The 14,395-nt window shown below is 44.5% G+C and carries 11 protein-coding genes and 1 riboswitch; of the genes, 7 read left to right on the forward strand and 4 right to left on the reverse strand.

Features of this window, described 5'->3' with window-relative positions; all coding sequences use genetic code 11:
- Nucleotides 1–311 precede the first annotated feature (311 nt).
- Both ACVBIU_RS14965 and lepB read left to right on the forward strand, forming a co-directional pair.
- Nucleotides 312–1,067: a hypothetical protein gene (locus ACVBIU_RS14965; protein ID WP_447164157.1), complete on the forward strand. Its 756-nt coding sequence runs from the start codon at nucleotides 312–314 to the stop codon at nucleotides 1,065–1,067.
- Nucleotides 1,068–1,225: 158 nt separating this feature from the next.
- The gene (lepB, locus tag ACVBIU_RS14970; RefSeq protein WP_447164158.1) at nucleotides 1,226–1,885 is read left to right on the forward strand and encodes a signal peptidase I; all 660 of its coding nucleotides are present in this window, start codon (nucleotides 1,226–1,228) and stop codon (nucleotides 1,883–1,885) included.
- Between the two features lie 84 nt (nucleotides 1,886–1,969).
- Here the strand turns inward: lepB and ACVBIU_RS14975 are convergent, their stop codons facing one another.
- Together ACVBIU_RS14975 and ACVBIU_RS14980 are read right to left on the reverse strand one after the other, a co-directional pair.
- The gene (locus tag ACVBIU_RS14975) at nucleotides 1,970–2,287 is read right to left on the reverse strand and encodes a GIY-YIG nuclease family protein (protein ID WP_447164159.1); all 318 of its coding nucleotides are present in this window, start codon (nucleotides 2,285–2,287) and stop codon (nucleotides 1,970–1,972) included.
- A complete protein-coding gene (locus ACVBIU_RS14980; protein WP_447164160.1) occupies nucleotides 2,287–4,473 on the reverse strand; it encodes a S9 family peptidase in 2,187 nt (728 codons plus the stop codon). The genes ACVBIU_RS14975 and ACVBIU_RS14980 overlap by 1 nt, the downstream gene beginning before the upstream one ends.
- A 174-nt stretch (nucleotides 4,474–4,647) precedes the next feature.
- A riboswitch (FMN riboswitch) is annotated at nucleotides 4,648–4,914 on the forward strand.
- Nucleotides 4,915–5,077: 163 nt separating this feature from the next.
- Here ACVBIU_RS14980 and ribB point away from each other — a divergent pair.
- A complete protein-coding gene (gene ribB, locus ACVBIU_RS14985) occupies nucleotides 5,078–5,716 on the forward strand; it encodes a 3,4-dihydroxy-2-butanone-4-phosphate synthase (RefSeq protein WP_447164161.1) in 639 nt (212 codons plus the stop codon).
- Nucleotides 5,717–6,009: 293 nt separating this feature from the next.
- Complete coding sequence (locus tag ACVBIU_RS14990) at nucleotides 6,010–9,240, forward strand: EAL domain-containing protein (RefSeq protein WP_447164162.1); 3,231 nt, start codon at nucleotides 6,010–6,012, stop codon at nucleotides 9,238–9,240.
- 162 nt (nucleotides 9,241–9,402) lie between these two features.
- Here the strand turns inward: ACVBIU_RS14990 and ftnA are convergent, their stop codons facing one another.
- Nucleotides 9,403–9,930 carry a non-heme ferritin gene (gene ftnA, locus ACVBIU_RS14995; protein WP_447161065.1) on the reverse strand — a complete coding sequence of 176 codons (528 nt, stop codon included), beginning with the start codon at nucleotides 9,928–9,930 and terminating at the stop codon, nucleotides 9,403–9,405.
- 350 nt (nucleotides 9,931–10,280) lie between these two features.
- On the opposite strand from ftnA, the gene moeA reads away from it, so the two are divergent.
- The 3 genes from moeA to ACVBIU_RS15010 all read left to right on the forward strand — a co-directional run bounded on the left by moeA (nucleotide 10,281) and on the right by ACVBIU_RS15010 (nucleotide 13,549).
- A complete protein-coding gene (gene moeA / locus ACVBIU_RS15000; RefSeq protein ID WP_447161064.1) occupies nucleotides 10,281–11,525 on the forward strand; it encodes a molybdopterin molybdotransferase MoeA in 1,245 nt (414 codons plus the stop codon).
- Nucleotides 11,526–11,562: 37 nt separating this feature from the next.
- A complete protein-coding gene (gene moeB / locus ACVBIU_RS15005) occupies nucleotides 11,563–12,333 on the forward strand; it encodes a molybdopterin-synthase adenylyltransferase MoeB (protein WP_447161063.1) in 771 nt (256 codons plus the stop codon).
- 382 nt (nucleotides 12,334–12,715) lie between these two features.
- A complete protein-coding gene (locus ACVBIU_RS15010; protein WP_447164163.1) occupies nucleotides 12,716–13,549 on the forward strand; it encodes a DUF333 domain-containing protein in 834 nt (277 codons plus the stop codon).
- 65 nt (nucleotides 13,550–13,614) lie between these two features.
- Here the strand turns inward: ACVBIU_RS15010 and ACVBIU_RS15015 are convergent, their stop codons facing one another.
- Complete coding sequence (locus tag ACVBIU_RS15015; RefSeq protein ID WP_447164164.1) at nucleotides 13,615–14,394, reverse strand: hypothetical protein; 780 nt, start codon at nucleotides 14,392–14,394, stop codon at nucleotides 13,615–13,617.
- Nucleotide 14,395: the final 1 nt, after the last annotated feature.

A 14,395-nucleotide genomic window follows, 5' to 3' on the forward strand; every position in this document is an offset into this window, starting at 1 on the left:
AGGTTCTAGGTTCTAGGTTCTAGGTTCTAGGTTCTAGGTTCTAGGTTCTAGGTTCTAGGTTCTAGGTTCTAGGTTCTTCACTATTGTTAACCAAGCGTTTGAGTAAATTCACTAATAATTAGCTTTTTACTCTAAGTGTATAAGTAAATTCACCACCAAAAACCAAACAACATAAAGATAACATAACCAAAACAATTAGATACTGTACTGGCACGTTTTCTGCTTATTCACTGCTAGACAACATTACCAAGCAGCTTAGTAAAAGCTGAACTTAGATCTTAAGATCTGAATAATAAAAGGAAGTTAATCCCATGAAATCAACCTCGACTCTGCTTGCCACCGTTATTGCTATTTCTCTTTCTGGTTGCATCATCAATGTTAACGGCGCTAGCGCGGGGCCACTAAACCACCAAAAGAAACAACTTCAAATTGATGCCACGCAGATTGATACCTTGATCGCTGAAACTGGCGCTGGCGATCTCAACATCCAAGGGGTCGAAGGCCTAACACAAATTATGGTTAGCGCAGATATCTACAGCTATGGCGATATCGAAAGTAACCTCAGTCTCGAACAAAATGGCACTAAGGTCACTCTGATTGCAAACTTCGACAGCAGCATTAACTTTCAGCGCTCCCCCTATATCGACCTTACGATTCAAGTTCCTAGCAGCATGATGTTAGACATTGATGATGGCTCGGGTGATATCGAAATCAAGAATGTCTCTGCAAATATCAAAGTAGATGATGGCTCTGGCGATATGTGGATAAAGGGCGGTAAAGACCTTGATATTCAAGATGGTTCCGGCTCTGTTGAAATCAGTAACACTACTGGCAAGCTCACCTTAGAAGACGGCTCGGGTTCTATAACGTTATCTGATATTGGCGGCGATACCCATATCGATGATGGTTCAGGTGACTTAAGCGTGCACAACGTTAACGGCCGCGTAGTGATTGATGACGGTTCGGGTGATATCGATGTCGACAATACCCTAGGTTTAAGCATTATCGAATCAGGCTCTGGCGATCTTAGCGTTGATAACATCAACGGCGCGGTCAGCATGCACTAATACCTATCCATATAAAGATACCTCTACGTATTAAGCACTTCAATAGAGGCAATACCTTCCCGGCGCAGGCACTGCGATCTGCTAGACAGATTTAGCCTTACTGTTTAGCAGATCCCAGTGCCCTGCCCACCTAATGACATAATCAAAGGAATTGATTGATGAACAAACTAAAACAGCTTTGGAAAAATAACCGTCAGTTAGTGATTTTCATTGTGTTAATGTCTGTTTTTAGAAGTGCTGTCGCAGACTGGTACTCAGTGCCCACAGGATCGATGCAGCCCACCATCAAAGAAGGCGACCGTATTGTGGTGGATAAAATGGCCTATGATTTACGCTTGCCCTTTACTCAAATCTCATTAGCCACAATAGGCGAGCCAGAGCGTGGTGACATCGTTGTGTTTGAATCAACCGCTGCCAATAAACGCTTAATCAAACGTGTTATCGGCCTACCCGGTGACGCGGTTAGTTTGCGCAACGAAGTGCTGTTGATTAATGACGAAGCATTAGCTTATTCAGTGGTATCTGAAAACCATCAAGAGTTAATTGCCAAAGAAGACCTCAACGGCTTATCCCATAGCATCCGGATTGAAAAGGATGCCAGCGATAGCCTAAGCCACTTCAATACCCTGACCGTACCTGACAAGCACTACTTAGTTATGGGTGATAACCGCCGTAATAGCGCCGACTCTCGGGTTTATGGATTTGTACCTAGAAATGAACTTAAAGGTAAGGCGACTCGCGTCGCATTTTCACTGGATTATGAAGACCGCTATATGCCACGTGAAGAACGATTTTTTACGAGCCTTTATACCGATTAAACTCGCTTCACTTAACTCAACTTAACCCTGCTAAGTAAATCATCTGAATGGCGTAACCTCAGTGAATGGTTACGCCATAAATGCTCACTCTTGCGTGGCTATCAAAGCGAGCTTCTTGGCTCTCGGCCACTTCTTTAACGCTATCTCACGCTTAAGCGCATCGGAGTGACTGCCCACAGTTTCAAAGTAAGCTAGAGTCAGCGGCCCTTTTCCTCGAAGAAACTTAGCCGATTTAGCACTGCCGCTCTGATGCTCGCTAAAGCGGCGTGCCACATCTGTGGTCACGCCCGTATAGAGCTGGCCCTTGGCGCAACGCACCATATACAAATACCACAGCTGCGGTTGACTATTTTTAGGCTCAGAGCCATTTTCAGGCTCTGTGATCTGCTCTGTTGCTGCCATTAACGGCTAACACTAGTGGTAACGGTTTGTTTGTGCTGGTCGTCTTGCTCAGCCTTATCATCCAGCCCTAGCAAACCGATAAAGAAGGCATACTCTTTAGCCGTATCCTCATATTGGCGATAGCGGCCACTCTTGCCACCGTGCCCTGCTTCCATATCGGTATCAAACAACAACATATTAGCGTCTGTCTTCACCTCACGCAGCTTGGCTACCCACTTTGCTGGCTCAAAGTACTGTACTTGTGAATCGTGTAATCCCGTCGTCACTAGCAGATGTGGGTAGGCTTGGGCGCTAATATTGTCGTAAGGGGCATAGCTGAGCATATAGTCAAAATAGACTTTCTCATTCGGGTTACCCCACTCATCATATTCATTGGTGGTGAGCGGAATCGACTCATCAAGCATGGTGGTAACCACATCGACAAACGGCACATGAGCAGCCACGGCAAAGTAACGTTCCGGTGCCTGATTGATAACGCCACCCATAAGTAGGCCACCCGCACTGCCACCAGCAGCAACCACTTTAGCTTTTGCGCCGTAACCTTGCTCGGTCAGTGCCTTAGTCACATCGACAAAATCATTAAAGCTGTTTTGCTTATTGAGCATTCTGCCGTCGTCATACCAAGCTCTGCCAAGCATTTCTGAACCTCGTACATGGGCGATAGCATAAACCACACCACGATCGAGCAAGCTTAGCGCTGATGAGCTAAAATCTGGCTCTACCGTATAACCGTAGGATCCGTAGCCATACTGATACAGTGGGTTAGTACCATCTTTATTAAACTTATCTTTGCGATACACTAAGGTTACTGGCACCTCTTTACCGTCACGAGCCTCGATAAATAAACGCTCTGCCTGATAGTCATCAGCATTAAACTCCCCTAATACTTGTTCCTGCTTTAGCAGTTCGCGCTCATTTGGCTGAGTTAACGCATACTCATACACAGATTCAGGCGTGGTCGGGCTTGAATAGTATATTCGCAGCTTGTCGCTCTGCTGGCTGGCATTAACATCGAAGCCGACAACATAAGCGGGATCGTTAAAGGCTAATTCAAATTCGGCTTGGCCATTAAACGGATACACGCGAATATGGCTAATGCCTCGCTCGCGTGTTTGCACCACCATGTAATCTTCAAGCAGAAGCACATCTTCAATACGGGAGTTGAGATCATGAGCGATTACATCTTGCCAAGCGCTCTTGTCGGCAGCCTGGCTAATAGCCACCTTCATCAAGCGGAAGTTGCTTGCCTGCCAGTTCGTCAGAATGTAATAGCTGTCGCCTAACTTAGATACCGAATACTCATGACCCTCTTCTCGCGGCAATACTGGCGCAAATTGTGTGAGTGGCTGACTGGCATCTAACATGCTCACTTCACTGGTAACGGTACTTTCGGCATGTAACACAATCACTGACTCATCGAGAGACTTACCTAAGCTGATGTAGAAGGTATCATCTTGCTCTTCATACACTAAGACATCGGCAGATTGCTCAGTACCGAGTTTATGACGGAACACCTGATAGCCAAGTAGCGTTTGTGGGTCTTTGGCAATATAGAACAGATGCTGATTGTCGTTTGCCCACACCACTGCGCCATCGGTGCCCTCAAGCTTGTCGGCCATCAATTCGCCAGTGATGAGATCTTTAAAGTACAAGCTGTAGATACGACGGCTTAATAGGTCTTCAGCAAATACCAGCTTGGTTTCATCTGGGCTCACCGATACACCGCCCAAGCCATAAAAGTCTTTGCTCTCGGCGCGAAGATTCACATCTAATAAGATTTGCTCTTGCTGGCTGTCTAACGCTGTTTTACGCGCAATAACCGGGTATTCAAACCCTTGCTTGTAATAGCGGTAATACCAATGGTTATGCCAGAAGTACGGCACACTCGACTCATCCTTATCGAGTCGCCCCACCAGCTCATCAAACAAACGCAGCTTAAGTCCGTCAAAGGGTTTGAACTGCTCTTTGGTATAGCTGTTTTCAGCATTGAGATGCGCGATAACCTTGGCATCTTTACGCTCATCGTCTCGCATCCAGTAATAATCATCGACACGAGTGACACCATGTAGCGTCATTGTGTGGGGTACTTTGTCAGCTTTAGGAGCTTCTACAGGTTTTTTTGAGGTCATATTATTACATCCAAATAGCAATATAGCGCTAAGTGTGAGAGCTGAAATCAATTTCATCTAACGCATCCTTGTGCATTCTCAATCGGTATTATTTGTGTCTTTTACTGGAAGTCCGCTAGTTTTTTGCGCTATTTCGCCATTTTTGCGGCCCAGCTTGTCATTTTACATAAATAGGGGCAACATAACGCCACTTGGCTAATTTGTTAATCAATTCATTAATCATTAGCCAAGAATAATTCTCAGGGCGGGGTGAAACTCCCCACCGGCGGTAAGTTATATCGTGATAGTAATCACCATATAAAAGCCCGCGAGCGCCTAGTTTAGGCTATTTAATATCAATAAAAATAGCGTAAAGATTAACTAGGGTCAGCAGATCTGGTAAACAGACTTTACCTATGACGCCAGTCATCGATGAGGTTGCACCTACTCCAGAGCCGACGGTAATGAGTACTGATTAACGATATTCAGTACACTGAGTCCGGATGAAAGAGAATATAAGAATAAGCGCGTGATCCGTTAAGCCTTACAGGCTTTGTGGCGCACTTCGCGCAGCTCTTATTATGCACATCAACTAATGTCGATATTTTGGCTTAGGCTATGTGCCATTTTCTGTACGCCCTGATTCTGGCCAACCCAATGTCGTATTTTAAGGATGTTATCCATGAATCAGTCTTTACTTGCCCCTTATGGCAATGCAATCGAACGTGTAAATGCAGCACTTAACGCACTACGCCAAGGCAAAGGTGTGTTAGTTGTTGATGATGAAGATCGTGAAAACGAAGGCGATCTTATTTACTCGGCGGAAACTCTTACCAATGAACAGATGGCACTGCTTATTCGCGAATGTAGCGGTATCGTTTGCCTCTGCCTGACCGATGAACGTATCGAGCAGTTACAACTCCCTCCAATGGTGAGTGACAACAATAGCCAATATGGCACCGCGTTTACCGTGAGTATCGAGGCTAAAGAAGGTGTAACCACAGGTGTGTCAGCCGCTGACCGTGTTACCACTATCAAAGCTGCGATTGCCGATAACGCTAAGCCTGATGACTTAGCACGCCCAGGTCATGTTTACCCTCTACGTGCTCGCCCAGGTGGAGTATTAGAGCGCCGCGGTCATACCGAAGGCACGGTTGATCTGATGAAGCTTGCAGGCCTTAAGCCTTATGGCGTGCTTTGTGAAGTCACCCTTGTCGATGGCACTATGGCTCGTCTGCCTGAAATCATTGAGTTTGGTCAGCAACACGATATGCCGGTACTGACTATCGAAGATATTGTGGCCTACCGTAATACTCAATAATACCCTAGCGCATTAATACCGCACATTAATCCAGACAGTCACCTAATAAGTGGCTGTCTTTGTAAGAGTTAATCGTCATCCAGCAACATTATGTATATTAAATACATAATCAAACTCATTGATTAGTGACATATTTCAGCTAACCAACTAAATTCGTGACCTAGATTAGACTTTGTTGAATTAACTGAGACACCCTTTTATTTCTATGGTTATTATCTAACGCTCTTTTTTATTCTCACTTTCCGTCACGGCCACCAGAGCCGACATGTTGTCCTGCGGAGGATCTGCGCCGAATGCTACCCGTATTAAGTCGATTGAGCTTAAAACAGAAGCTATTTCTATCAGCCTCTTTACCAATGTTTATCTTGGTATTGCTCGCGATTGTGAGTGCAACAACACTCATCAAGCAGTATCAGCACGCTTCAGCCAATGTTCTCACCACCAAAGTGACCTTAGGCATAGAGAATGTCATCTATGAGCTACAAAAAGAACGGGGACTCTCAGCCGGGTATCTTAGTAGCAATGGGCACTTGTTTGAGTATGAATTACAGCAACAATGGCTCATTACTGACAGGGCGTTTCAAACATTCATTTTCAACTCGGCTCTTACAGAAACCATCAATACCGTCAAAAACGATAGTGTGCTGTTTGATGCACTTAAAGGGCAGATCAGTAAAGCCAGTATAGAGCTGCAACAATTAAGCACGGCTCGACAAAACATTAGTGAATTGAAAACTCCCGAATCCTTCGATTTCTATTCAAAACTCACTCAAAAGCTCATCAACATCATCTCTCAGTTACGCTTTAAGAGTGACAACTCTTATCAAGTACTGGTGCAGTCTGATTTGATTAGTATGCTCAAGATCCAAGAGCTCTCAGGCCAAGAGCGCGGCCTAATCAATAAACTCCTTTCTGCGCCATATATCGACCCTGCAGCATTTAAAGCAATAGCCCAGGTAAGAAATCAACTCGATAACGCCATTACCAATGCTTTCTCGACCATGACGCCAGATAATCGCATTAAGTTTAATGAGCTAATCAACAGTCAAGAACAGCAGCTCATCTCCAATTATCGCAAGCAGCTACAACAACAGATAGACTTGGTAGAACAAGCAGGCTTTATTAGTGATCTTGTCGGGTATGATGGCCTTAACTATAACTTTAATGGCTACCTCACAACGTTAGATCCTGCTTATCTTTCCAGCTTCAAACAAAATCACCTTGCCCTAAAAGCCACGTTTGAGCAGATCATAAATAATAATAACCTGACACCAAAGCAACAAGAGCTGATCCAATCATTGGAGCTAACGGCACAGCGATATCAAGAATATGTTAGCCAGACCGAGTCAACTCAACACCCAACCACTACAACACTTGAGCTGCTTACTCAAGATATTGCCTTACACGACAGCTTGTACTTGCTACAACACCAAGCTCCACTGATTAGCAGTGAAGACTGGTGGACTGCTACCACTGCTGGCATTGATAGCCTGCACCAAATTAATACCCAGCTCACCGAAAAAATTGCGCGCCAAAACGAAATAGAGAAACAGCAGATCCTCTCTTTGCTCTATATTAGCTTTTTTGCAGGTCTACTCTTCTTCTATCTCGTTTATTTACTGAGTAGAAGTATCGCCAATAACCTTATCGACTCAGTCAGCGGCATAGTAAATGATGTCGAGCAGCTCGCAAAAGACCCTAGCCTAGAGCTTGATTTAACCGTAAAGGGAAGTGATGAGCTAGCCCAAATTTCAGTCGCGGTAAACCAGATGGTCTCCGAGCGAATGAAATCAAAACGTGCACTGCACCAAGCCTCTGCCGTATTCAGGCATTCAGCAGAAGCCATCATGGTAACCGATGCCAAAAACCGCATTGAACTGGTTAACCCTGCATTTACTAAGATCACCGGTTATACCCTTGACGATGTAAAAGGCAAAAACCCAAGCGTATTAAGCTCAGCGCACCACAATAACCATTTTTACTCAGGCTTGTGGCACTCCTTAGCGGATAAAAATAGCTGGGAAGGTGAGATCTGGAACAAACGTAAAGATGGTCAAATCTATCCTGAATACCTTAAGATCACAGCGGTAAAGAATAGCCAGAATGAAACCATTCAACACATTGGCCTATTTTTAGATATCAGTAACAACAAACAGTATGAGCAGGACCTTTGGTATAAAACAAATTACGATTCTTTGACTAAGTTGCCGAATCGGCATCTATTCTCGTTACGCCTACAACAAGCGATTGATAGTGCTCAGCAGGAAAACAATCAGGTCGCCCTCTTCTTTATCGATCTTGACCGCTTTAAGTTTATCAATGAGCTCCATGGGCACGCCGCAGGCAATAAGATCCTTAAGCAATCAGCAACACGCCTTGAGTCAGTATTAGGGCCTAACGACTCCATTGCCCGTATCGGTGGCGATGAATTTGTCATTATCTCGCCGCAATCAAACATATCCAACAGTACTGAAATACAAGCACAAAAACTCAGTGATGTGTTATCTAAGCCCTTTATATTAGATGGCAAAGAAACCAATATCTCATCCAGTTTTGGCATCGCCTTTTTCCCAGAAGATGGCCAAGATATAGAGATGCTACTACGTAATTCAGAAACGGCTATGTATCAAGCCAAGCGCGATGGCCGTGCGCATTTTCAATATTTTTCTCCTGAGATGAATGTCGAAATGTTAGCACGTATGCATTTAGAGCAAAGGTTACGTAAAGCGGTAAAACTTAACGAGTTCTACATGGAGTACCAACCCGTTATTGACATGTATAGCGGCAAAACAACCAGCGTAGAAGCCTTGATCCGCTGGCGAGATCCAGATTACGGCATCATATCTCCCAGCACGTTTATTCCGATTGCCGAAGAGACAGGATTGATCGAACCTCTGGGAGAATGGATCATACATCAGGCGCTCTCGGATCTTGCCCAGCTGCACGCCCAAGGTTTACCAATCAACATGGCAATTAACGTGTCTGCTCGTCAATGCATCAACTCAAAAGAGTTGAGTTTGTATGACCTGCTCAAGCAGGGGCTAGCAGAACATGCGATCTCAGCTAAGAACGTCCATATTGAGATCACTGAGAGCATGCTAATTGAGGATAAACCCCGTTGCTTGCAGATCTTAGAATCAATAAGGCAGCTTGGTGTCGATATCTACCTCGATGATTTTGGCACAGGCTATTCCGCTCTTAGTTATCTGACACAATGCCCTATTTCTGTCATTAAAATAGATAAAAGCTTCATTGATAACGTGTTGAGCAATCAATCTGATGCAAAGTTGATTACCGCGATAGTGATGATGGCACAAAGTTTGGAAATGCCACTCGTGGCAGAAGGAATTGAAACTGTCGAGCAGTGGAATTTTTTACGCGATTTAGGCTGTGACTACGCTCAAGGATACTTGATGTCGAAACCGCTGACGAAAGCCGACTTGGTTGTTTTTTTGCAGCAGGCTAGGCCTTTCCAGTATCTGAATCTCAATACCGAACAGGCTCCAATCAGTATCAGCAAGTGATCCACTCAGGGCGCTTTTTAGCTGGCTAACTCGGTCAAGAAGGATGGATGCTGGAATGCTTGCTACTTTATGTAAGCGATTCAACACTGAAGTCTTAAATATTCTTACGCATACAAAAAAGAGCAGCTAAGCTGCTCTTTTATATTCTTTTAAACTGGCGATTTATACTGCAGCGCTCGTCATTACACTTGCAGACTCTTCAACAGCCATCTGTGCCAAATCTTTATCGACAAAGAATAGCGCCTTGCCATCTTCACCCACTAGACGAATTTTATCGACGATAGACTTGAATAGTTTCTCTTCTTCGTGCTGCTCTGACACATACCACTGCAAGAAGTTAAAAGTAGAATAGTCTTGGTTAGTAAAAGCTGCATGAGCCAATTGGTTGATCTGCTTAGTGATCAATTGCTCATGTTCATAGGTGTATTCAAACAAAGCCAGTAGAGATGGAAAATCAGCCTGTGGTGCTTCGATAGTGCCTAATAATGGCATACCGCCAGTTTCACTGACGTAAGTGAACAAGCGATGCATATGACCCATCTCTTCGTCTGCATGAGCACGCATAAACTTAGCCGCCCCTTCAAAGCCTTTGTCTTCACACCATGCACTCATTTGCAGGTAAAGGTTAGAGGAGAAGAACTCCATATTGATCTGGTCATTTAACTGGTCAATCATCTTCTGGGCTAACATTGCAATTCCTTAGGGCTTTCGATTTATAAACGTCATTGTTATCAAGCTAGCAACTAATTGCAATAAAATTTACTTAAGTGACTGTTAATTAAATAATAATAGTTTTCATTTACAGGCTTCTCGGCTACCTTGTTAACCATTGTATTTAACAAAAAACCGAGTTAAATCAGGCTTAAGGCCTGTATTTCAACTCAAAGCAATAGAATCATAATTATCACGATTAATTATGCTTCTATTTTGATTGTGTTTAAAAACTGCCGCGCAGATCATAGCCATCTACATTCACCGTGGCATAATGCACTATATTCGTTTTTACTTAACGTTCCGATTCACGTCTCAAGGATAGATAGATGCAGACTCATGCAGATCCATGCTCGCAACCTAGCCTAATGCATCCCGATCAGGCTATCGTTAAATTACTAGAACAAGTAAAACCCATCACAGACTCTGAAGTCGTGACATTGCCACAATCATTAGGCCGAGTACTGGCTGAAGATCTTGCCTCGCATATCGATCTACCCCCTTTCGATAATTCAGCAATGGATGGTTATGCCTTTAACTTTGCCGATCTAAGTGCCGATAAGCCACTTAAATTAATTGGCCAATCTTTCGCGGGTCACCCCTTTACAGGCGAGTGCATTCAAGGCGGTTGTATTCGTATCATGACGGGCGCACCAGTGCCAAGTGGTTACGATACGGTGCAGATGCAAGAAAAGGTCAAAGCTGACGGCGAACAAATTACCATCGCAGCCCCTAAAGAAAAGGGAGCCAACGTACGTTACCGTGGAGAAGAGCTCACAAGCGGTACTAAAGTACTGACTGCAGGCACCTTAATTGGCGCAGCAGAGATGGGTGTATTAGCCACCATAGGGGCAAGCCAGCTGCGTGTTAAGCGCATTGTTAAAGTCGCCTTTTTCTCAACCGGTGATGAACTTCGCCCTGTAGGTAGCGAATTGGGCCCTGGCCAAATCTATGACTCTAACCGTTATAGTATTCAAGGCTTACTGAGCCGCGGTAATATCGAGTGGATCGATCTGGGTGTTATCGAAGATGACAAAGAAGCGATTCGCCAAGCCTTTAAAACGGCTTCTGAATCTGCAGATATGGTGCTGACTTCTGGCGGCGTGTCAGTGGGTGATGCCGACTACACCAAGCAAATATTAGACGAAGAAGGCCAAATCACCTTCTGGAAGCTCGCTATCAAGCCCGGTAAACCCTTTGCATTTGGTCATTTGGGTGATGCCGTTTTCTGTGGTTTACCTGGCAACCCCGTCTCTTCAATGGTGACCTTTTACAAACTCGTTTGGCCATTGCTCAATAAGATGCAAGGATTACCTCAGACTAAGCCCGTCACTTTAACTGCCACACTAAAGGGTGAGATCCGTAAAGCCCCCGGCCGAGTGGAGTATCAGCGCGCAATTTTAAGCTATAACGCACAAGGCGATGCTGAAGTCGCTGTCACGGGTGGCCAAGGCTCAGGTATGCTGACATCAATGACACTGGCAAACTGCTTTATTATTTTAGCGCAAGATTGTGATGGCCTAAGTGACGGTTCTCACGTCACGGTAGAACCGTTTAATAGCGTGCTTTGCTAACCCAAGCACAACAAAACTAGCTTAAGAGATCAGATAGATGTCCACAGAACATGCAGCAACAGACGAAATACTGTCTGACGCTGAAATATTGCGTTATAGCCGCCAAATATCGATTAAGTCGATGGACTTTGAAGGTCAAGAAAAGCTCAAGCAGGCTAACATATTGATTATTGGTGCCGGCGGCTTAGGCTGCGCAGCGAGCCAATATCTAGCAGTGGCAGGTATAGGCTCAATGACCTTAGTGGACTTTGATACCGTCGAGATATCGAATCTACAAAGACAGGTATTGCATCAAGACGCCAATGTCGGCCAAGCTAAAGTGGACTCAGCCAAGCAAAGTTTAACGGCGCTTAATCCACATATTCAGATAGACACTATCAATGCTGTGCTAGATGATCATGAGATTGATGCATTAGTTGAGCAGCACTCAATAGTGATGGATTGTACCGACAATGTCGCCGTGCGTGAGCAGCTTAACCAAAGCTGCTTTAAGCATAAAAAACCACTCATATCTGCAGCCGCAATTCGCATGGAAGGCATGGTTACTGTATTTGACTATCAAGCCAATACCCCTTGCTACCACTGCTTTAGCCAACTTTTTGGTGAGCAGCAGCTTAGTTGCGTTGAATCAGGGATTTTGGCGCCAGTGGTCGGTATGATCGGTTGCTTGCAGGCGGTCGAAGCGATCAAGGTCATTGCCAATATGGGCCAGACCTTAGCAGGCCGCATTTTGATGATCGATGCGATGACGATGGAGTTTCGAGAAATGAAACTACCAAAACAAAGCAACTGTAAAGTCTGCGGCTAGTTCTTTCTACAGGTCACTAGAAGCAGCTTAAAAAGCTGCTTCATTATTCTTTTATCTGCTTATATTCACAGTCTTTTCAGTAAACCTTTACTACTCTTATCAGTGAAATCTTCCTTTACGCTTAGCAAATGAAGAGTATAGTAATTCTACATGTAAGCTCACTAACGCTATATCAGAAGTGATAAAGGAGTATTTTTGCTGCCAACTTCTGCGCTCAATGAGTTCATAAGGGATCAATACACCTTTACTCATTCGGCTTGAATTAAGCATCAAGAAATAGCTCTGAGTTAACCCTCTTCTTTATATCGATTAGTATCAACCCCAGCTAAATCAACTCTGTGGAGAATGATTAGATATGAAAAAGCCCCTAATAATGAGTTTAATGATTACAACAGCTATGCTATTAAGTGCTTGTAATCCAAAAGAACCGGAGCCAGAACTTAGCCAAAAAGATGCAACTACACTCGCCAATCCAGCATCTATGTTTTGTATTTCACTCGGTGGCTATATCGTCATAGAAAATAACGACAACGGACAAGTTGGCTACTGTAATCTACCCGATGGCAAGCGCGTGGAAGAATGGACCCTTTATCGTGATTCAACCAAGCAAAGCCTAACTAAACCGCAGCTAGCCAACCCGGCTAGCGAAAACTGTATAGCACAAGGTGGCAAAGTAGATTTAGCAACTAGCATCTGCACGTTAGCTAACGGTGAAGAAGTCGAGCAGTGGACCTTATTTCGTCGCGACAACGAACAAGCGGCAGACTCTAGCAGTGCACCCAACCCTGCATCAGAGTTTTGTATATCGCAACAAGGTAAGCTCAACATAGCCACCGGCATGTGCACCTTACCCAGCGGTAAACAAATTGAACAGTGGCAACTGTATCGTCAAAATCATGAACAAGCTGTTGAAACGACATACATCCCCAACCCTGCAACAGAATACTGTTTATCACTAAATGGGGAGGTTGACCCAATGTCAGGGGTCTGTTCTCTACCTAACGGTGAAAAAATTGAACAATGGTCATTGTTCAGCAAGCACCAAAAACAATCTAAAAGTGAAGCAGGGATCTTAGACGCCCCTAATCCTGCGGCAGAATACTGTTTATCACTCGAGGGGAAAGTGGATTTAGCGACAGGGTTCTGCACTTTGCCAAGTGGCGAAAAAGTCGAACAATGGGCTCTTTATCATCGAGACCATAAAACCATCGACTAGTACTGGCTAAATCTATAAACCCAATAACTTAGGGCTCACTTTATTCGTCATCTCTTATGACAGATTTAGTGAGCCAAGCGAGCACTCGCCATCAATAGTCCTTTTTCTACCCAAATAGAGACTGCCACCCCCCTCGCTACTAGCTCAATAGGCAGGTCACCCGCTTCTATATTGGGCAATTCACCGTATAGCGCCCTATCGTACTGCACTTCATATAGAGTGATAGCTTGTCCTTGATCGCTGAACCGTATTTGAGCCGCGGTAAGGCCTTGAACTGAACAATAGCGACCGCCTAACATCTGCGCATTAGCTCCAATTCGACTCGAATTTACGATAGCAAAATCAAGTTCGGTGAAATATTGCCTTAAGGTAGAAAGCTGCTTAGTTTGCACCTCCAACGGCTTCATTTTGATATGGTTTTTAGCCACTTCATCGGCAATCTTCCAACTCATGCTATTCGTTACAGCAAACGAATTCGGCCGAGCGGTGTTATCTTGCCAGCTCATATGCGGATACAACTGCACACCCAGCACTAGCAGTAATAAACTCGCAACCATACCAAGCATGAGTTTAAATCGATTACGGCTGCGGCCATCACGCGAGTTATCACTCTCTGAGTTACTATTACAGCTATAACGATGCGTGCCATCACAGCCAGATCCCTGTGCAGTATTCAAATCCGCTTGTTGATCCCGTGTTGCACATTCCTCTTCGACAGTTTGGTCAACGCTATCGAGCAGCGCTTCAATTTTATTAAGCCCAAGCTCACTGAGCATTTGCTTGTTAATATGGCGCTTTACCTGAGCTTTAAAGTTCATCTCGGCGACATCGGTTTTATTATTCATC

Source organism: Shewanella sp. 30m-14 (genome assembly GCF_052977125.1).